Origin of the sequence: Pseudomonas sp. NFACC24-1, assembly GCF_900115235.1 — a bacterium.
Taxonomy (GTDB): domain Bacteria; phylum Pseudomonadota; class Gammaproteobacteria; order Pseudomonadales; family Pseudomonadaceae; genus Aquipseudomonas; species Aquipseudomonas fluorescens_AA.
Genome location: NZ_FOVS01000033.1, coordinates 25,676 through 45,210 on the forward strand (window position 1 = coordinate 25,676; position 19,535 = coordinate 45,210).

General features: G+C 60.7%; 20 protein-coding genes and 1 pseudogene. 13 read left to right on the plus strand and 8 right to left on the minus strand.

The features are described 5' to 3' along the window. Nucleotides 1-75: 75 nt before the first annotated feature. Nucleotides 76-1,569, minus strand: coding sequence for an aldehyde dehydrogenase (locus tag BM317_RS24295; RefSeq protein WP_092174435.1), 1,494 nt, complete (start codon nt 1,567-1,569; stop codon nt 76-78). Nucleotides 1,570-1,803: 234 nt separating this feature from the next. Here BM317_RS24295 and BM317_RS24300 point away from each other — a divergent pair, with 234 nt between their 5' ends. After that, nucleotides 1,804-2,175 carry a cupin domain-containing protein gene (locus BM317_RS24300; protein WP_092442993.1) on the plus strand — a complete coding sequence of 124 codons (372 nt, stop codon included), beginning with the start codon at nt 1,804-1,806 and terminating at the stop codon, nt 2,173-2,175. A gap of 156 nt (nt 2,176-2,331) precedes the next feature. Then, nucleotides 2,332-2,577, plus strand: a complete 246-nt coding sequence (locus BM317_RS24305) for an I78 family peptidase inhibitor (RefSeq protein WP_256574226.1) — start codon at nt 2,332-2,334, stop codon at nt 2,575-2,577. A 75-nt stretch (nt 2,578-2,652) separates the two neighbouring features. Here BM317_RS24305 and rpmG read toward each other — a convergent pair whose 3' ends face one another. Both rpmG and rpmB read right to left on the minus strand, forming a co-directional pair. Continuing rightward, nucleotides 2,653-2,808 carry a 50S ribosomal protein L33 gene (gene rpmG / locus BM317_RS24310; RefSeq protein ID WP_003177274.1) on the minus strand — a complete coding sequence of 52 codons (156 nt, stop codon included), beginning with the start codon at nt 2,806-2,808 and terminating at the stop codon, nt 2,653-2,655. An 11-nt stretch (nt 2,809-2,819) separates the two neighbouring features. Next, the gene (gene rpmB, locus BM317_RS24315; protein WP_003177273.1) at nt 2,820-3,053 is read right to left on the minus strand and encodes a 50S ribosomal protein L28; all 234 of its coding nucleotides are present in this window, start codon (nt 3,051-3,053) and stop codon (nt 2,820-2,822) included. A 436-nt stretch (nt 3,054-3,489) separates the two neighbouring features. Here rpmB and BM317_RS24320 point away from each other — a divergent pair, with 436 nt between their 5' ends. Next, the gene (locus BM317_RS24320) at nt 3,490-5,079 is read left to right on the plus strand and encodes an ABC transporter substrate-binding protein (protein WP_092476555.1); all 1,590 of its coding nucleotides are present in this window, start codon (nt 3,490-3,492) and stop codon (nt 5,077-5,079) included. A 77-nt stretch (nt 5,080-5,156) separates the two neighbouring features. Here the strand turns inward: BM317_RS24320 and radC are convergent, their stop codons facing one another. Beyond that, on the minus strand, nt 5,157-5,831 hold the full coding sequence (radC, locus tag BM317_RS24325; RefSeq protein WP_092174422.1) for a RadC family protein: 675 nt from the start codon (nt 5,829-5,831) through the stop codon (nt 5,157-5,159). A 144-nt stretch (nt 5,832-5,975) separates the two neighbouring features. Here radC and coaBC point away from each other — a divergent pair, with 144 nt between their 5' ends. The 4 genes and pseudogenes from coaBC (at nt 5,976) to argB (ending at nt 10,234) form a co-directional block, all read left to right on the plus strand. Continuing rightward, on the plus strand, nt 5,976-7,184 hold the full coding sequence (gene coaBC, locus BM317_RS24330) for a bifunctional phosphopantothenoylcysteine decarboxylase/phosphopantothenate--cysteine ligase CoaBC (protein ID WP_003206865.1): 1,209 nt from the start codon (nt 5,976-5,978) through the stop codon (nt 7,182-7,184). Between the two features lie 5 nt (nt 7,185-7,189). Further along, nucleotides 7,190-7,645 carry a dUTP diphosphatase gene (gene dut, locus BM317_RS24335; RefSeq protein ID WP_092476557.1) on the plus strand — a complete coding sequence of 152 codons (456 nt, stop codon included), beginning with the start codon at nt 7,190-7,192 and terminating at the stop codon, nt 7,643-7,645. A 252-nt stretch (nt 7,646-7,897) separates the two neighbouring features. Beyond that, nucleotides 7,898-9,301: pseudogene (locus BM317_RS24340) on the plus strand (phosphomannomutase/phosphoglucomutase); the annotation flags it as partial. 27 nt (nt 9,302-9,328) lie between these two features. Further along, nucleotides 9,329-10,234, plus strand: a complete 906-nt coding sequence (gene argB / locus BM317_RS24345) for an acetylglutamate kinase (RefSeq protein WP_025216133.1) — start codon at nt 9,329-9,331, stop codon at nt 10,232-10,234. Nucleotides 10,235-10,425: 191 nt separating this feature from the next. Here argB and pyrE read toward each other — a convergent pair whose 3' ends face one another. Next, a complete protein-coding gene (gene pyrE, locus BM317_RS24350) occupies nt 10,426-11,070 on the minus strand; it encodes an orotate phosphoribosyltransferase (protein WP_060740059.1) in 645 nt (214 codons plus the stop codon). Nucleotides 11,071-11,152: 82 nt separating this feature from the next. Here pyrE and BM317_RS24355 point away from each other — a divergent pair, with 82 nt between their 5' ends. Next, nucleotides 11,153-11,932, plus strand: a complete 780-nt coding sequence (locus BM317_RS24355; protein WP_013694557.1) for an exodeoxyribonuclease III — start codon at nt 11,153-11,155, stop codon at nt 11,930-11,932. Nucleotides 11,933-12,027: 95 nt separating this feature from the next. On the opposite strand, the gene gltS is transcribed toward BM317_RS24355, so the two are convergent. The 3 genes from gltS to rph all read right to left on the minus strand — a co-directional run bounded on the left by gltS (nt 12,028) and on the right by rph (nt 14,725). Continuing rightward, complete coding sequence (gene gltS, locus BM317_RS24360) at nt 12,028-13,236, minus strand: sodium/glutamate symporter (RefSeq protein WP_092174411.1); 1,209 nt, start codon at nt 13,234-13,236, stop codon at nt 12,028-12,030. A 363-nt stretch (nt 13,237-13,599) separates the two neighbouring features. Then, entirely contained in the window at nt 13,600-13,968 is a 369-nt protein-coding gene (locus BM317_RS24365) for a DUF4870 domain-containing protein (RefSeq protein ID WP_060740057.1), read from the minus strand. A 34-nt stretch (nt 13,969-14,002) separates the two neighbouring features. Beyond that, nucleotides 14,003-14,725, minus strand: coding sequence for a ribonuclease PH (rph, locus tag BM317_RS24370; protein ID WP_060740056.1), 723 nt, complete (start codon nt 14,723-14,725; stop codon nt 14,003-14,005). Nucleotides 14,726-15,000: 275 nt separating this feature from the next. On the opposite strand from rph, the gene BM317_RS24375 reads away from it, so the two are divergent. The 5 genes from BM317_RS24375 (at nt 15,001) to BM317_RS24395 (ending at nt 19,508) form a co-directional block, all read left to right on the plus strand. Further along, on the plus strand, nt 15,001-15,864 hold the full coding sequence (locus BM317_RS24375) for a YicC/YloC family endoribonuclease (RefSeq protein ID WP_092174407.1): 864 nt from the start codon (nt 15,001-15,003) through the stop codon (nt 15,862-15,864). Between the two features lie 10 nt (nt 15,865-15,874). Beyond that, nucleotides 15,875-16,495, plus strand: a complete 621-nt coding sequence (gene gmk, locus BM317_RS24380; RefSeq protein ID WP_053126561.1) for a guanylate kinase — start codon at nt 15,875-15,877, stop codon at nt 16,493-16,495. 167 nt (nt 16,496-16,662) lie between these two features. Continuing rightward, entirely contained in the window at nt 16,663-16,926 is a 264-nt protein-coding gene (rpoZ, locus tag BM317_RS24385; protein WP_003177259.1) for a DNA-directed RNA polymerase subunit omega, read from the plus strand. Nucleotides 16,927-16,986: 60 nt separating this feature from the next. Then, entirely contained in the window at nt 16,987-19,092 is a 2,106-nt protein-coding gene (spoT, locus tag BM317_RS24390; RefSeq protein WP_053126562.1) for a bifunctional GTP diphosphokinase/guanosine-3',5'-bis pyrophosphate 3'-pyrophosphohydrolase, read from the plus strand. Between the two features lie 35 nt (nt 19,093-19,127). After that, nucleotides 19,128-19,508 (plus strand): RidA family protein, encoded by a 381-nt coding sequence (locus tag BM317_RS24395; protein WP_003229509.1) that lies wholly within the window; start codon nt 19,128-19,130, stop codon nt 19,506-19,508. The last annotated feature ends 27 nt before the right edge of the window (nt 19,509-19,535 follow it).

The following is a 19,535-nucleotide window of genomic DNA, read 5'->3' on the forward strand; positions in this document are numbered from 1 at the left end:
CTTCGCGAGCAAGCCCGCTCCCACAAATGACCTGTGTGACATGAAAGCCCCGGACAGGATCCGGGGCCGTCACTGTCAGAGCTTGATCCAGGTCGACTTCAGCTCGGTGTATTTGTCGAACGCATGCAGCGACTTGTCGCGACCGTTGCCCGACTGCTTGAAACCACCGAACGGTGCGGTCATGTCGCCGCCGTCGTACTGATTGACCCATACGCTGCCGGCACGCAGGGCCTTGGCGGTCAGGTGCGCCTTGGAGATGTCCTTGGTCCATACCGCCGCGGCCAGGCCATACGGCGTGTCGTTGGCAATCTCGATGGCCTGTTCGGCGGTGTCGAAGGCGATGACCGACAACACCGGGCCGAAAATCTCTTCCTGGGCGATTCTCATGGCGTTGCTCACGCCGTCGAAAATCGTCGGTTCGACGTACGTGCCGCCGGTTTCTTCAAGGATGCGCTTGCCACCGGCCACCAGTTTGGCGCCGTCGCTATGGCCCGCCTCGATGTAGGACAGCACAGTGTTCATCTGCTGGGTATCGACCAGGGCGCCGACGTTGGTGGCCGGGTCCAGGGGATTGCCCGGCTTCCAGCCCTTGAGGGCTTCGATCACCAGCGGCAGGAACGTGTCCTTGATGGAGCGCTCCACCAACAGCCGCGAGCCGGCGGTGCAGACTTCGCCCTGGTTGAAGGCGATGGCGCTGGCAGCGGATTCGGCGGCGGCTTGCAGGTCCGGGGCATCGGCGAACACGATGTTCGGGCTCTTGCCACCGGCTTCCAGCCAGATGCGCTTCATGTTGGATTCGCCGGAATAGATCATCAGTTGCTTGGCGATCTTGGTGGAGCCGGTGAACACCAGCGTATCGACGTCCATATGCAGGGCCAGGGCCTTGCCGACGGTGTGGCCGTAGCCTGGCAACACGTTCAGCACGCCTTTCGGAATGCCGGCCTCGATCGCCAGCGCAGCGATACGGATGGCGGTCAGCGGGGATTTTTCCGACGGTTTGAGTACCACCGAGTTACCGGTGGACAGCGCCGGGCCGAGCTTCCAGCAGGCCATCATCAACGGGAAGTTCCAGGGCACGATAGCCCCCACGACACCCACCGGCTCACGGGTCACCAGGCCCAGTTGGTCGTGCGGGGTGGCCGCCACTTCGTCGTAGAGCTTGTCGATGGCTTCACCGCTCCAGCTCAACGCCTGGGCCGCGCCGGGCACGTCGATGTTCAGCGAATCGCTGATCGGCTTGCCCATGTCCAGGGTTTCCAGCAGCGCCAGTTCCTCGGCATGCTGCTTGAGCAAGCCGGCGAAACGGATCATGGTGGTTTTGCGCTTGCTTGGCGCCAGACGCGACCAGACGCCGGAGTTGAAGGTGGCGCGGGCATTTTCGACGGCACGCTGGGCGTCGGCCACGTCGCAGCTGGCGATCTTGCCCAGCAGGCGGCCATCGACCGGGCTGAGGCAATCGAACGTTTCACCGGACACCGCATCGGTGTACTCACCGTTGATGAAGGCGCGGCCTTCGATCTTCAGGTCGCGGGCGCGTTGTTCCCAATCGGTACGAGTCAGGGTGGTCATGCGTGTGTCCTCCTCTTATTGAGTACGAACGCCGCGCAATGCGCAGCGCTCAAAAGAATTCTGCCCGGCCAGCCTGTTTTCGGCGCTGTTTTCGGCATAGGGCACCCGCCACCCTAAACCAGCGGCCGGTCATGTTTCAATATATTTGACACAACGGCGGCAAACGACCTTGCGATGTTCGTTTTAATAAACATAGACTCGAGGCCTTCCAAGCGATCACTGGGGATCACCCGCATGAGCATTCAGGACATCGTCGACTTCAGCCAGGCCAATACCACCGCCGAACGTTATCGCCCGGACCCGGCCAAGGTGTTCAAGGGCGATCCCGAGCAAACCGTGTTCAACCACTACAGCAGCCCTTGTGGGCAAATGAACGCTGGCGTATGGGAAGGCGCCGTCGGTCAATGGACGGTCAACTACACCGAACATGAATACTGCGAGATCGTCCAGGGCGTTTCCGTGCTGCGGGACAACGATGGCAACGCCAAGACCCTGCGGGCCGGCGACCGCTTCGTGATCCCGGCCGGGTTCAAGGGCACCTGGGAAGTACTGGAACCGTGCCGCAAGATCTATGTGGTGTTTGAGGAGGCCACAGCCAAACCGTAAAAGACAGTGACACTTAATCATTGGTCAATGGCCGCGGTGACGATTAAAACCTGTCGCAGGTACGCACAAATTATCGTCGCGGGGGACGCGCAGGATGCGCGACCAACCCGACCGGTGAGTGCCTCAACTTTTTAAAACTCAGCAAGGAAGCTAAAAATGCCTAGTCAAAACGACACCGTTGTCGTGCCGATGCCCCACGATCAGTGCGATATCGCTATCGCCCAGTACACCATTGGCCAAAAATATACCCGCGAGCTGCGTGAAGAGGTTCGCGCCCTGGCTAACGGGGCCCAGGTTCGCCCCGCAGGCCCAAAGCACCCTATAACCTACGATCTGAGCCCGCGACGCATCAATCTTGTAACTGATGCCGACGGGATTATCGTCGGCATTAAATGCGGTTGATCCACAAACCCCAAACGCAACAAAAAAGGCCCGTATCTCGCGATACGGGCCTTTTTCGTAAGAGGGAAAAATCAATTACTTGATTTTGCCTTCCTTGTAGATCACGTGCTTGCGAACAACCGGATCATATTTCTTGATCTCGATTTTGTCCGGGGTAGTACGCTTGTTCTTGTCGGTAGTGTAGAAGTGACCAGTACCGGCGCTCGAGATCAAACGAATCAATTCACGCATGATTAGCTCCCTTAAACCTTGCCATCGCGACGAAGTTCGGCCAGCACGACACTGATGCCACGCTTGTCGATGATACGCATGCCCTTGGCAGATACGCGCAGACGCACAAAACGTTTCTCTTCTTCAACCCAGAAGCGGTGATGCTGCAGGTTCGGCAGGAAACGACGACGGGTTTTGTTGTTTGCGTGGGAAATGTTATTCCCAGTCACCGGACCCTTACCGGTAACTTGACAGACTCTCGACATGCCTCAGCCCTCTAAAACCACATGCCCAACCCGGCATGGGTTGGCCGCTTAATCTCTCAGTCATTTGGCGCCAGGCGCCGCGTTTCTTTAAGGGTCTTACCGGCTACACCTACAGTGAAGGAACCGGGCCCCTAGAAAAGAGCGCTGCTTTATACCAGAAAGACCACAGAGCAACAACAGTCGATGTGATTTGTCTTCCTGGAAAAACCTCGGCTCACCGCCCCGGACGGCTGGGGCAGAGGCTGGCACGGCCCCTGACCGCTCGTCGCTGCACGCAGGTTTTTTCACGTGCGGCAGGTTCTGGCCACCCATACCGTCGCCGCAGAGTGCCGGAAAATGCAAAAAGGGGATAGTCATTTGCCAGCGAGCCCACTAGGGTAGGCCTTTTCCAGACTGCACTCGCAGATGGGCCTCCGACTTGCACAGGAAACCGACCATGCGCCTCGCTGCCCTACCGTTTTTGCTCGCCCCTCTGCTGATCCCCCCCCAGGCCTGGGCCGCCGCCCTGAGCGTCTGCACCGAAGCCAGCCCGGAAGGTTTCGATGTCGTCCAGTACAACTCCCTGACCACCACCAACGCCTCCGCCGACGTGCTGATGAACCGCCTGGTGGATTTCGATACCGCCAGCGGCAAAGTGGTCCCCAGCCTGGCCGAGCGCTGGGAAGTCTCTACCGATGGCCTGACCTACGTGTTCAAGCTGCGGCCACAGGTCAAGTTCCATCACACCGAGTACTTCACGCCGCGCCGCGACCTGACCGCCGAGGACGTGAAGTTCAGCTTCGAGCGCATGCTCGACCCGGCGAACCCGTGGCACAAGGTTGCGCAAAGCGGTTTTCCCCACGCCCAGTCCATGCAATTGCCGGCGCTGATCAAGAAAATCGACGCCCTGGACCCGCTGACCGTGCGTTTCACCCTCGATCACGCCGATTCGACCTTCCTGGCAACGTTGAGCATGGGCTTTGCCTCCATCTATTCGGCCGAATACGCCGATCAACTGATGCAGGCCGGCACGCCAGAAAAACTCAACAACCAGCCGATCGGCACCGGCCCGTTCATCTTCAGCCGATTCCAGAAGGACGCCTCGATCCGCTACAAGGCCAACGACGCCTATTTCGGCGGCAAGCCCAAAGTGGACCCGCTGGTCTTCGCCATCACGCCGGATGCCAATGTGCGCTTGCAGAAACTGCGCCGCAACGAATGCCAGATCGCCTTGTCGCCCAAGCCGCTGGACGTGCAGGCCGCCCGGCAGGAACCGACCCTGAGCGTGGCCCAGACCGACGCCTTCATGACCGCGTTCGTGGCGATCAACAGCCAGCATCCGCCACTGGACAAGCCTGAGGTGCGACAAGCCATCAACTTGGCCTTCGACAAGGCCAGCTACCTCAAGACCGTCTTCGAAGGCACCGCCGAAGCCGCCAACGGCCCCTACCCGCCCAACACCTGGAGCTATGCCAAGAGCCTGCCCGGCTACGCCCACGACCCGGCCAAGGCCCGTGACCTGCTGGCCAAGGCCGGCTTGAAGGAAGGTTTCCAGACCACCATCTGGACCCGCCCCTCCGGCAGCCTGCTCAACCCCAACCCCAGCGTTGGCGCACAGCTGTTGCAATCCGACCTGGCGCAGATCGGCATCCAGGCGGAAATCCGCGTGATCGAATGGGGCGAACTGATCCGCCGCGCCAAGGCCGGCGAACATGACCTGCTGTTCATGGGCTGGGCCGGTGACAACGGCGACCCGGACAACTTCCTCACTCCGCAGTTTTCCTGCGCAGCACTCAAGCCCGGCACCAACTTCGCCCGCTACTGCAACCCGGACCTGGACAAACTGATCAGCGCCGGCAAGACCACCGGCGAACAAGGCGTGCGTGCCAAGCTCTACGAGCAGGCCCAGACCCAGATCCAGCAGCAGGCCCTGTGGCTGCCCCTGGCGCACCCCACCGCCTTCGCACTCACCCGCAAGGATGTGCAGGGTTATGCGGTGAGCCCGTTTGGGCGGCAGGATTACTCGAAGGTCAGGCTCAAGCCGTAAGCTGCAAGCTGCAAGCTCAAGAGCAGATCACACCCGGCTCTGAACTTGCGGCTTGAAGCTGACAGCTTGCCGCTGCCTCACATCCACCCATACTCCGCCATCGACAGCGGCTCCCCATCGCCAACAATGAAGTGGTCGAGCACCCGCACGTCGATCAGCTCCAGGGCCTCCTGGAGCCGTTCGGTGAGCACCCGGTCGGCCTGGCTGGGCTCGGTGCTGCCGGAGGGATGGTTGTGGCACAGGATCAACGCAGCGGCGTTGTGGGCCAGTGCGCGCTTGACCACCTGCCGGGGATGGACACTGGCGCTGTCGATAGATCCGCGGAACAGCGCCTCGAAGGTCAGTACTTGATGCTTGGAATTGAGAAACAGGCAACCGAACACCTCGTGGGGTTCGTGGCGCAGCATGGACTTCAGGTATTCACGAACCGCCAACGGGCTTTCCAGCATGGTCTTTTCCCGCGCCCGTTCAGCCAGATGCCGCCGACTCATTTCCTGAGCCGCCTGCAGCTGGGCAAACTTCGCCGGCCCGAGCCCCATGTGATTACTGAATGTGATCTGATCCGCTTCAAGCAGCGCGCGCAGGCTGCCAAATTGAATCAACAGTTGTCGCGCCAGATCCACCGCGCTTTTGCCGGACACGCCGGTTCGTAAAAAAATCGCCAGCAGCTCGGCGTCCGAAAGACTCCCCGCCCCCAGCGCCAGTAACCTCTCCCGCGGCCGCTCGGCCACAGGCCAATCGCGAATACTCATGGCATCTCCCTGATTGTGGGCGCCGCTGTTCCGTAGCGGTCGCTGTGATATCGTAGCCCATCTTTTTTGCAGGCGATTTGCACCCTGGCAGCTGCTGCCAAGGGGTTCGCCTTGCACTGACCACTGAAATCGAAAGGCAGGCCTATGCAGCGGCTGTATCGGAAACGCATCGTTCTGGGCGTCGGCGGCGGCATTGCCGCCTACAAGAGCGCCGAGCTGGTTCGCCGACTCATCGACCAGGGCGCGGAAGTACGGGTCGTCATGACCCGTGGCGGCAGCGAGTTCATTACCCCACTGACCATGCAAGCCCTGTCGGGGCACCCGGTCCACCTGGACTTGCTCGACCCGGCGGCCGAAGCCGCCATGGGCCATATCGAACTGGCCAAGTGGGCCGACCTGGTGCTGATCGCCCCGGCCACGGCTGACTTGATCGCCCGCCTGGCCCAGGGTATTGCCGATGATTTGCTGACCACCCTGGTGCTCGCCACCGACGCCGTGGTCGCCGTCGCACCCGCCATGAACCAGGCCATGTGGCGCGACCCGGCCACCCAGGCCAACCTGCAACTGCTGGAAAGCCGCGCCCTGAAAGTCTTTGGCCCAGCCTCTGGCAGCCAGGCCTGCGGCGATGTCGGCATGGGGCGCATGCTCGAAGCCACGGACCTGGCCCAGTGCGCCGCCGACTGCTTCCAGCGCCAGGCCCTGACCGGCAAGCACGTGCTGATCACCGCCGGGCCGACCCAGGAAAACATCGACCCGGTGCGCTACATCACCAACCACAGCTCCGGGAAAATGGGTTTCGCCCTGGCCGAAGCCGCTGTGGAGGCCGGTGCCCGGGTGACGCTGATCACCGGCCCCGTGCACTTGCCAACCCCGGACCGGGTCACGCGCATCGACGTGGTCAGTGCCCGGGACATGCTCGCGGCCTGTGAAGCGGCCATTCCCTGCGACCTGTTCATCGCCTCGGCGGCGGTAGCGGACTACCGCCCCGAAGTCGTTGCCCCGCAAAAATTGAAGAAAGACCCTACAAGCGGCGACGGCCTGCTACTACAAATGGTGCGCAACCCGGACATCCTGGCCAGCATCGCCACCCGCCCCGACCGTCCGTTCAGTGTCGGCTTCGCCGCCGAGACCGAACACCTGCTCGATTACGCCGCCCGCAAGCTCAAGGACAAGAATCTCGACTTGATCGTCGCCAACGACGTCGCCAATCCGAGCATCGGCTTCAACAGCGAAGAAAACGCCTGCAGCGTGATCGACCGCCAGTTGCACGCCACGCTTTTCGCCCAGACCAGCAAGAGCAAGATTGCCCGCCAGCTGATCACTTTTATCGCCGAACGTCTGAACCAGGTTTAATTTTCATGCACGCCTTACAAGCCAAGATTCTCGATCCACGCATCGGTAGCGAATTCCCACTGCCGCAATACGCCACACCGGGCTCCGCCGGCCTCGACCTGCGGGCGATGCTCAAGCAGGACACGATCCTGGAACCAGGCCAGACCCTGCTGATTCCTACCGGCCTGTCGGTGTACATCGGCGACCCGGGCCTGGCCGCGCTGATCCTGCCACGCTCGGGCCTGGGCCATAAGCACGGCATCGTGCTGGGCAACCTGGTAGGCCTGATCGACTCCGATTACCAGGGCGAACTGATGGTCTCGTGCTGGAACCGCGGCCAGACAGCGTTCAACATCGTCGTGGGCGAACGCATCGCCCAGTTGGTGCTGGTGCCGGTGGTCCAGGCGCACTTCGAATTGGTGGAAGAATTCGACGAGAGCCAGCGCGGCGCCGGCGGTTTCGGGCATTCCGGCAGCCACTGATCCTGCTGTTTCGGGCCGGGCGTCCTGCCCGGCCGGTTTATTAAGCTTCTGTTTCAGGACAAAAAATGCGCAATGGCTTTCTGCTAGGTTTCCCATCCGGAATCAATGTATTAGGCGTCCGAGGTCGGGGTAACGCTGTCTCATGGCATTTTCCCACCACGAACTCTCTGTCAAAAACGCCGTCATACCCTTCAGTTTGAGCCTGTCGACGCTAGCCGTCGGCCTGTCCAGTCACTTTCCTGATAGAGCGCCCCGCCCATGAACACCCCAGCTGCAATCGCCCCGATCTTCCCTGACAGCATCTTTCGCGCCTACGACATCCGTGGCGTGGTACCGGAAACCCTTACCGCCGAAACCGCCTACTGGATCGGCCGCGCCATTGGCTCCCAGAGCCTGGCCCAGGGTGAGCCGAACGTGTGCGTCGGCCGCGACGGCCGTTTGTCGGGCCCCGAACTGGTCGAACAATTGATCAAAGGCGTTGCCGACAGCGGCTGCCACGTCAGTGACGTGGGCCTGGTGCCCACACCTGCGCTGTACTATGCCGCCAACGTGCTGGCCGGCAAGTCCGGGGTCATGCTCACCGGCAGCCACAACCCGTCGAACTACAACGGCTTCAAGATCGTCATCGCCGGCGACACCCTCGCCAACGAGCAGATCCAGGCCCTGCACACCCGCCTCAAGACCAACGACCTGAGCAGCGGCCAGGGCAGCGTGACCAAGGTCGACATCCTCGAGCGCTACAACGACGAGATCGTCAAGGACGTGAAGCTCGCCCGACGCCTGAAAGTGGTGGTCGACTGCGGCAACGGCGCGGCCGGCGTGATCGCTCCGCAACTGATCGAAGCGCTGAACTGCGAAGTCATCCCGCTGTTCTGCGACGTGGACGGCAACTTCCCCAACCACCACCCGGACCCGGGCAAACTGGAAAACCTGCAAGACCTGATCGCCAAGGTCAAGGAAACCAAGGCCGACCTGGGCCTGGCCTTCGACGGCGACGGCGACCGCGTCGGTGTGGTGACCAATACCGGCAGCGTGGTGTTCCCCGACCGCCTGTTGATGCTGTTCGCTCGCGACGTGGTGGCGCGCAATCCGAATGCCGAAATCATCTTCGACGTTAAGTGCACCCGTCGCCTGGTCCCACTGATCAAGGAATATGGCGGTCGCCCGCTGATGTGGAAAACCGGTCATTCGTTGATCAAGAAGAAAATGAAACAGAGCGGCGCCCTGCTGGCCGGTGAAATGAGTGGCCACATCTTCTTCAAGGAGCGCTGGTTCGGTTTCGACGACGGTATCTACAGCGCCGCGCGCTTGCTGGAGATCCTCAGCAAGGAAAAATCCACGGCCGAAGCACTGTTCGCGACCTTCCCGAACGATATTTCTACACCGGAAATCAATATCCATGTGACCGAAGAGAGCAAATTCAGCATTATTGATGCACTGCACGACGCCCAGTGGGGCGAAGGCGCCGAACTGACCACCATCGACGGTGTACGGGTCGACTACCCACAAGGCTGGGGCCTGGTCCGCGCTTCCAACACCACCCCGGTGCTGGTGCTGCGTTTCGAGGCCGACAACGAGGCCGAACTGCAGCGCATCAAGGACGTGTTCCACACCCAACTCAAACGTGTTGCACCTGATCTCCAACTACCGTTTTGATTTTTTGAAGCACTACCGGAGCCCTGAATGACCCTCGAACGCGAAGCCGCCGCCAACACCGCCAAGGTCCTGTCCGAAGCGTTGCCTTATATCCGACGCTACGTCGGCAAGACCCTGGTGATCAAATACGGCGGCAACGCGATGGAAAGCGAGGAGCTGAAAACCGGCTTCGCCCGCGACATCGTGCTGATGAAGGCCGTGGGCATCAACCCGGTGGTGGTCCACGGCGGCGGCCCGCAAATCGGCGACCTGCTCAAGCGCCTGTCGATCGAGAGCCACTTCATCGACGGCATGCGCGTGACTGATGCACAGACCATGGATGTGGTGGAAATGGTCCTCGGCGGCCAGGTCAACAAGGACATCGTCAACCTGATCAACCGCCATGGCGGCAGCGCCATTGGCCTGACGGGCAAGGACGCCGAGCTGATCCGGGCGAAGAAACTCACCGTCACCCGCCAGACGCCGGAGATGACCCAGCCGGAAATCATCGACATCGGTCATGTGGGCGAAGTGGTCGGCATCAACACCGACCTGTTGAACCTGCTGGTCAAGGGCGACTTTATCCCGGTGATCGCGCCTATCGGCGTGGGCGCCAACGGTGAGTCGTACAACATCAACGCCGACCTGGTGGCGGGCAAGGTTGCCGAGGCACTGAAAGCTGAAAAGCTGATGCTGCTGACCAACATCGCCGGCCTGATGGACAAGACCGGCAAGGTCCTGACCGGGTTGTCGACCCAGCAGGTAGATGACCTGATCGCCGATGGCACCATCTACGGCGGCATGCTGCCGAAGATTCGTTGCGCGCTGGAAGCGGTTCAGGGCGGCGTCGGCAGCTCGCTGATCATCGACGGCCGGGTGCCGAATGCGATTCTGCTGGAGATCTTCACCGATACGGGTGTGGGTACGTTGATCAGCAATCGCAAGCGTCCTTAAGCGATACCGGTAAAAAAGACCCCGCTCAACCTGGTTGAGCGGGGTCTTTTTTTGGCACTGATTACTAGTGAAGGCAGACTTATGTGGGAGCGGGCTTGCTCGCGAAAGCGGTGGGTCAGACAAACACAATGTCGGATGTGCCGCCGCATTCGCGAGCAAGCCCGCTCCCACAGGGGTTTAGCGCAAGCCAATCAAACGCCAAACTGCGCCCGATAAGCCTCAACCGCCGGCAAATGCTGCTTGAGCTGCGGGTCGTCGGCCAAAAACTCCAGCACCTGGTTCAGCGACACGATGCTGATCACCGGAATGCCGAAATCGCGCTCCACTTCCTGGATCGCCGACAGCTCACCGTTGCCGCGCTCCTGACGGTTCAGGGCGATCAGCACGCCGGCCGCCTTAGCGCCTTCCTGGGAAGCGATGATCTGCATCACCTCGCGAATGGCGGTGCCGGCAGTGATCACGTCATCGATGATCAACACATCGCCGGTCAGCGGCGCACCGACCAGGCTGCCGCCTTCGCCGTGGGCCTTGGCTTCCTTGCGGTTGAAACACCAAGGCAGGTCGCGGCCATGGTGTTCGGCCAGGGCGACGGCGGTGGTGGCGGCCAGGGGGATGCCTTTGTAGGCCGGGCCGAACAATACGTCGAACGGGATGCCGCTCTCGACGATGGCCGCCGCATAGAAACGACCCAACTGCGCCAGGGCGGTTCCGCTGTTGAACAGGCCTGCATTGAAGAAGTACGGGCTGGTACGCCCGGACTTGAGGGTGAATTCACCGAAGCGCAAAACGCCGCGATCGATGGCAAAGCGAATGAAATCGCGCTGATACGCCTGCATGAAAAAAGCCTCAAATACCGCGGATTTAGCTAAATAGGTACACGGCGTGTATCATACACGCACGTGATTTTTGGGGCCATTTATGCGGATCATCAGTGTGAACGTCAATGGTATTCAGGCTGCAGTGGAGCGTGGTTTGCTCAGTTGGCTGCAAGCACAGAATGCCGACGTCATCTGCCTGCAGGACACCCGCGCCTCCGCCTTTGAACTGGACGATGCAGCCTTCCAACTGGATGGTTACTTCCTTTATGCCTGCGATGCCGAAGTCCCCGCCCAGGGTGGCGTGGCTTTGTACTCGCGGCTGCAACCGAAGGCTGTCATCAACGGTCTCGGTTTCGAGACGGCGGACCGCTACGGGCGCTACCTGCAAGCCGATTTCGACAAGGTCAGCATCGCGACCTTACTGCTCCCTTCGGGGCAGAACGGCGATGAAGATTTGAATCAGAAATTCAAGTTGATGGACGACTTCGCCCGTTACCTGGATAAACAGCGGCGCAAACGTCGCGAGTACATCTATTGTGGCTCGCTGTACGTGGCGCAACAGAAGCTGGATATCAAGAACTGGCGCGACAGCCAACAATCTCCTGGTTTCCTGGCGCCGGAACGGGCCTGGATGGACGAAATCATTGGCAACATGGGCTATGTCGATGCCCTGCGTGAAGTCAGCCGCGAAGGCGACCAGTACAGCTGGTGGCCGGACAACGAGCAGGCCGAGATGCTCAACCTCGGTTGGCGTTTCGACTACCAGTTGCTGACGCCCGGGCTGCGCCGCTTCGTACGCAGCGCCCGCCTGCCGCGCCAGCCACGGTTCTCGCAGCATGCGCCGCTGATCGTGGATTACGACTGGACGCTGACCATCTAAGCGTATCGGCGACAGCCTTCAGGCCGACCGCCCCGAAAAATGCCCGTATCGCAAGATACGGGCATTTTTCATGGAGCGCGCTAGCGCCTCGATCATCAAGCCACGGCAAAAAACGGCAGGGCCAGGTACAACTTGATGACGATGACGTTAATGATGTCGATGAAGAACGCCCCTACCATCGGCACCACCAGAAATGCTATCTGCGAAGGTCCGTAGCGCTGCGTCACGGCTTGCATGTTGGCGATGGCCGTTGGCGTGGCGCCCAGTCCAAAACCGCAATGCCCTGCCGCCAATACTGCGGCATCGTAGTGACTGCCCATGAGCCTGAACGTCACGAAAATCGCAAACAGGGCCATGACCAATGTCTGGGCCGCCAGAATGATGAAGATCGGCAAGGCCAGTGATGCCAGGTCCCACAACTTGAGTGACATCAAGGCAATCGCCAGGAACAGTGACAAGCTGACATTGCCGAGCACGGACACTTCTCGCTCGAATACTTGATACAGGCCAAGTGCCGAAAGCCCGTTGCGTAGGATCACGCCCACGAAAAGGACACAAACGAACGTCGGCAACTCGAATGCGGTGTCGTGGAGCTGTCCATTCAGGAGCGTGCCGGCCAACAGGCTGACCGCGATCAGGGCGAGCGTCTCGATAAACGAAAATGGCGTAATCGAGCGCTCTTTGTTTGGCTGTTCGAAGCCCTTGGGTACGCGAGGCTTTTCTGGCTCAAGGCCGCCGGGCGACTGGACACGCTTGATGAGCAGGCGCGCAACCGGCCCACCGATCAAGCCACCCAACACCAAGCCAAACGTCGCAGAAGCCATCGCAAGCTCGGAGGCGGACGCCAGACCGAACTTCTCGCTGAACACCGTTCCCCACGCCGCACCAGTGCCGTGACCGCCCGCCAAGGTAATCGAGCCGGTCAGCAATCCCATCAACGGATCGAGCCCCAGTGCTTTTGCGAGTCCGATGCCCATGGCATTCTGGACCACCAGCAGGCCGGTGACCGCCAACAGGAAAATCCCCACCACGCGGCCACCTTTCTTCAGGCTGGCGAAATCCGCACTCAAGCCAATCGTGGCAAAAAACGCCAGCATCAAGGGTGTTTGCAATGAAGTATCAAAACGCACTTCAACTTCAAGCCCCCGTAACGCCAGGAGCAGCAGGGCAACTACCAACCCTCCCGCCACGGGCTCGGGAATATTGTAGGCGCGTAGAAAACCGACACGTTTAACAAGGCCGCGCCCCAGCAAAAGCACTAAAGAGGCGGCGACAAGGGTTCCGTAGAAGTCGAGCTGAAACATAAGTGTTTATTCTTTGAATATATCTATTCAGGGCGAACTTTTTACCTGGGCACGCCGCTTGAACAGGTTGATTGCCTCAACACTGATTGGCTTTGAATTCAAGGACCTTCAATGGTCTGAATATATCGAAATATTTCTAAAGGAATATAACTTGGGGCAACTCTATCAATCGACGCGTGTTATTGCCAAGGACATAGACCACCTTGAAACTTCGTGAGTTGTGACTAAAAATTTAAGAGCGCTACATGGATCCGCACGATAACGCGCCAGGCAATTGGATGCCCGACAGGGATAGAGACATTTTTATTTAAAAAAGAATGCCCCGATAAATCGGGGCATTCTTATGAATCACAGCATTGATCGTTATTTGACCAACCGCCAGGTGAACGGATACCGATACGGCTGCCCTTCATTGGCCTTCACGCCACCTATGATGGTCAGCACCAGCGCACCGATGGCCACCAGGCCGAACAGGAAGAAGCCAATCACCACGATCATCAGCAGCAGGCAGATCGCCGAAGCAATCGCCACGGTGATCTGGAAGTTCAGCGCTTCCTTGCCCTGGGCATCGATGAACGGGTCGGATTCACGCTTGAGCTGCCAGAGCACCAACGGTCCGATCAGCGTGCCAAACGGAATCCAGATCCCCAACAAGGCGGACAGGTGACAAAACATTGCCCATTGACGCGCCTCTTTGCTCGGCTGGGGCAGCAGGATTTGTTCATCACTCATGACGCTCTCCTTGTTGTCTTGAAGCAGGAATCGATCAGTCAGCCAACGCGGCTTTTTGCAATTCGAAGATCTCGTTCATGCCCTTCTTCGCCAACTCCAGCATAGCGTTCAAATCTTCCGGCTGGAACGGCGCGCCTTCAGCGGTACCCTGGACTTCGATGAAGCCGCCGGCGCTGGTCATGACCACGTTCAGGTCGGTCTCGGCGGCGGAGTCTTCCAGGTAATCCAGGTCCAGCACCGGCTCGCCTTGGTACATGCCCACGGACACAGCGGCGATCATTTGCTTGAGCGGGTCGCCGCCCTTGAGGCCACCGCGCTTCTTGATCACTTTCAAGGCATCGACCAGCGCAACCATGGCCCCGGTGATGGAGGCCGTACGGGTGCCGCCATCGGCCTGGATCACGTCGCAATCGACATACAGCGTCACGTCGCCCAGCTTGGACATGTCCAGCGCAGCGCGCAGCGAACGGCCGATCAGCCGTTGGATTTCCAGGGTACGACCACCCTGCTTGCCACGGCTGGCCTCACGCTGGTTCCGCTCACCGGTGGCGCGCGGCAGCATGCCGTATTCGGCGGTCAGCCAGCCCTGGCCCTGGCCCTTGAGGAACCGTGGCACGCCGTTTTCGACGCTGACGGTGCAGATGACCTTGGTATCACCGAATTCGACCAGTACAGATCCCTCGGCGTGTTTGGTGTAGTTGCGGGTAATGCGGATCGAGCGAAGCTGATCGGCAGCGCGACCACTTGGACGTTTCATAGGGAACACCTGTACAGAGGACGGAAAACTGCCTGGCATTATAGAGCCGTGAACCGTCAGAGGGCAGTTAAAACGTCGCGCAGCGCTAAAAAGCGGGCGCGAGTGGGTGCCCTCAAAGCCCCGGCCGACGGGCTGCGGCGCTTTGTTACCGGAGCTGTTTGGGCGCTTGCGTCCCACTGCGCTACAATCCTGCGCCTTTGCTGCCCTCGGGCTTTTATCTACAGATCCCAGGCCCACGACCACCGTCGTGCCGGCCTGCATTGCGAGGAACCTCCATGGTGCACAGCATGACCGCCTTCGCCCGCGTCGAAAAAGCCGGGGCCCAAGGCACGCTGAGCTGGGAACTGCGCTCGGTCAACAGCCGTTACCTGGAGCCGCACCTGCGCCTGCCCGAGTCCTTCCGCGACCTGGAAGGCGGTGTGCGCGAAGCGCTGCGCCAAGGCCTGTCCCGGGGCAAGCTGGAATGCACCCTGCGTTTCACCGAAGAAAGCACCGGCAAAGCCCTGCAAGTGGACCGCGAGCGCGCCGCGCAACTGGTGGCCGCCGCCGAAACCGTCGCCAGCCTGATCAAGAACCCCGCCGCCCTGAACCCGCTGGAAGTCCTGGCCTGGCCCGGCGTGCTGGTGGGTGACGCGAGCGACCCGCAAGCGCTGAACGCCGAAGCGTTGGCGCTGTTCAACCAAGGCTTGCACGAACTCAAGGCCGGTCGCGAGCGTGAAGGCGCGGAGCTGGCCCGGCTGATCAACGAGCGCCTGAGCTCCATCGAAGAAGACGTCACCACGCTGCGCGAGCTGGTCCCGCAGATGCTCGCCACCCAGCGCCAGAAAGTCCTCGACCGCTTCACCGACATGAAGGCCGAGCTGGACCCGCAACGGCTGGAACAGGAAATGGTCATGCTCGCGCAAAAGAGCGACGTGGCCGAAGAACTGGATCGCCTGAGCACTCATATCATCGAAGTTCGCCGGGTGCTCAAGTCCGGCGGCGCGGCCGGTCGCCGCCTCGACTTCCTGATGCAGGAGCTCAACCGCGAAGCCAATACACTGGGCTCCAAGGCCTTCGACCCGCGCAGCACCCAGGCGGCGGTCAACCTCAAGGTGTTGATCGAGCAAATGCGCGAACAAGTGCAGAACATTGAGTAAGGCTAACAACATGACCCACAGCACCGGCACCCTCTACATCATTTCCGCGCCCTCGGGCGCCGGCAAGACCAGCCTGGTCAAGGCCCTGATCGACGCCGAGCCGCAGATCCGCGTCTCGGTCTCGCACACCACCCGTGCCATGCGCCCGGGCGAAGTGAACGGCGTGAACTATCACTTCGTCGACCGCGAAGAATTCGTGAAGATGGCCGAACACGGCGACTTCCTGGAGCGCGCCGAAGTCTTCGGCAACCTCTACGGCACCTCGCAAAGCTATCTGCAGCAGACCCTCGACGAAGGCCATGACCTGATCCTGGAAATCGACTGGCAAGGCGCCGAGCAGGTGCGCAAGCTGATGCCCCAGGCCCGTTCGATCTTCATCCTGCCGCCGAGCCAGCAGGCGTTGCGCCAGCGCCTGACCAATCGCGGCCAGGACAGCGACGAGATCATCGAAGGCCGGATGCGTGAAGCGGTCAGCGAAATGAGCCACTACGTCGACTACGATTACCTGATCATCAACGACGATTTCGCCCACGCGCTGGATGATCTCAAGGCGATTTTCCGCGCCAGCCAGCTGCAGCAGAAACGCCAGCAGCAACGTTTCGGTAAATTATTGGCCGAACTGCTGGGCTGAACAGCCCTTCCCAAAACCGCTGCGACGGCTTTACATTGGTACTCGCAGCGCGCCGAGGGGTTTGGTTAAAAAATCAGCGCTTCCCTAAACGCTGGTGTTTTTTTAAACTGTCGAGTCCGCTCGCCCAACCGGGCAGCGCGCATATTGCATTCGCTCCGAGGAATACCATGGCCCGCGTAACCGTTGAAGACTGCCTAGAACACGTGGAAAACCGCTTTGAGCTGGTCATGCTCTCTACCAAGCGTGCCCGTCAACTGGCCACCGGCGGCAAAGAGCCATTGGTCCAGTGGGAAAACGACAAGCCTACCGTGGTAGCGCTGCGTGAAATCGCCGAGGGCCTGATGAGCTACGAGTTCATCGCCAACGCTGAAATCGTCGAAGACGAACCGCTGTTCGCAGCGTTCGAGGACGAGTCCAACGAGGCGGTCTAAGCCTATGCCTGGTCGACGTAGCACGGCGCGGGGTCACAGCAAACGGCAGGAGTCATCATCATGCCGAGCATAGACGCCCTCGCCGATCGCTTATCGGCCTACCTCGGCACGGACCAGGTCAACCTGGTCCGCCGAGCCTATTTCTACGCCGAACAAGCCCACGACGGCCAACGCCGCCGCAGCGGCGAGGCGTACGTCACGCACCCGCTTGCCGTGGCGAATATTCTTGCCGACATGCACATGGACCATCAGAGCCTGATGGCGGCGATGCTGCATGACGTGATCGAAGACACTGGCATTGCCAAGGAAGCGCTGCAAGCGCAGTTCGGCGAAACCGTGGCCGAACTGGTCGACGGGGTCAGCAAGCTGACCCAGATGAACTTCGAGACCAAGGCCGAGGCCCAGGCCGAGAACTTCCAGAAAATGGCCATGGCCATGGCGCGCGACATCCGCGTGATCCTGGTCAAGCTCGCCGACCGCCTGCACAACATGCGCACCCTGGAGGTGCTGTCCGGCGAAAAACGCCGGCGCATCGCCAAGGAAACCCTGGAAATCTACGCCCCCATCGCCAATCGCCTGGGCATGCACGCGATCCGCATCGAGTTCGAAGACCTCGGCTTCAAGGCCATGCACCCGATGCGTTCGGCGCGGATCAACCAGGCCGTCAAGCGCGCCCGGGGCAACCGCAAGGAAATCGTCAACAAGATCGAAGAGTCCCTGAGCCACTGCCTGGCCATCGACGGCATCGAAGGCGAAGTCAGCGGCCGGCAGAAACACCTCTACGGCATCTACAAGAAAATGCGCGGCAAGCGTCGGGCCTTCAACGAGATCATGGACGTCTACGCGTTCCGGATCATCGTCGACAAGGTCGACACCTGCTACCGCGTGCTGGGTGCTGTACATAATCTGTACAAACCGTTACCGGGGCGCTTCAAGGATTACATCGCGATCCCCAAGGCCAACGGCTACCAGTCGCTGCACACCACGTTGTTCGGCATGCACGGCGTCCCGATCGAAATCCAGATCCGCACCCGTGAAATGGAAGAGATGGCCAACAACGGCATCGCCGCCCACTGGCTCTACAAATCCAGCGGTGACGAACAACCCAAGAGCACCCACGCCCGGGCCCGGCAGTGGGTCAAGGGTGTGCTGGAAATGCAGCAGCGCGCCGGCAACTCCCTGGAATTCATCGAGAGCGTGAAGATCGACCTGTTCCCGGACGAGGTCTATGTCTTCACCCCCAAAGGCCGGATCATGGAGCTGCCCAAAGGCTCCACGGCCGTGGATTTTGCCTATGCGGTGCACACCGATGTCGGCAACAGCTGCATCGCGTGCCGCATCAACCGTCGCCTGGCACCGTTGTCCGAGCCGCTGCAAAGCGGCTCCACGGTGGAAATCGTCAGCGCCCCCGGCGCACGGCCCAACCCGGCATGGCTCAACTTCGTGGTCACCGGCAAGGCCCGTACGCACATCCGGCATGCGTTGAAACTGCAACGCCGCTCCGAATCCATCAGCCTCGGCGAACGCCTGCTGAACAAGGTCCTGAACGGTTTCGACAGCTCCCTGGACAAGATCCCGGGCGAGCGCGTGCAGGTGATGCTCCACGAATACCGCCTCGAATTGATCGAAGACCTGCTCGAAGACATCGGCCTGGGCAATCGCATGGCCTATGTCGTCGCCCGTCGCCTGCTCGGCGAAGGCGAACAACTGCCAAGCCCCGAAGGCCCGCTGGCGATTCGCGGCACCGAAGGCCTGGTGCTCAGCTATGCCAAGTGTTGCACGCCGATCCCGGGCGACCCGATTGTCGGCCACCTGTCCGCCGGCAAGGGGATGGTGGTGCACCTGGACAACTGCCGTAACATCAGCGAAATCCGCCACAACCCGGAAAAATGCATCCAGCTCTCCTGGGCCAAGGATGTCACCGGCGAATTCAACGTCGAGCTGCGGGTCGAGCTGGAGCACCAGCGCGGCCTGATCGCGCTGCTGGCCAGCAGCGTCAACGCCGCCGACGGCAATATCGAAAAAATCAGCATGGATGAGCGCGATGGCCGCATCAGCGTCGTCCAATTGGTGGTCAGCGTGCACGACCGTGTGCACCTGGCCCGCGTGATCAAGAAACTGCGCGCCCTGACCGGCGTTATCCGCATCACCCGCATGCGCGCATAGCGCCTCAATAGCCCATTCCTTACAAGGAGTCATCAATGACCAAGACCGTTATCACCAGCGACAAGGCCCCAGCCGCCATCGGCACCTATTCCCAGGCGATCAAGGCCGGCAACACCGTGTACATGTCGGGCCAGATCCCGCTGGACCCGAAGACCATGGAGCTGGTGGAAGGCTTCGAAGCCCAGACCGTGCAGGTGTTCGAAAACCTCAAGGCCGTGGCCGAGGCCGCCGGTGGTTCCTTCAAGGACATCGTCAAGCTCAACATCTTCCTCACCGACCTGAGCCACTTCGCCAAGGTCAACGAGATCATGGGCAAGTACTTCGACCAGCCTTACCCTGCCCGCGCCGCCATTGGCGTGGCTGCCCTGCCAAAGGGCTCGCAGGTTGAGATGGATGCCATCCTGGTCATCGAGTAATAAGGTCGGCGCAGCCTCCCCCGCTGC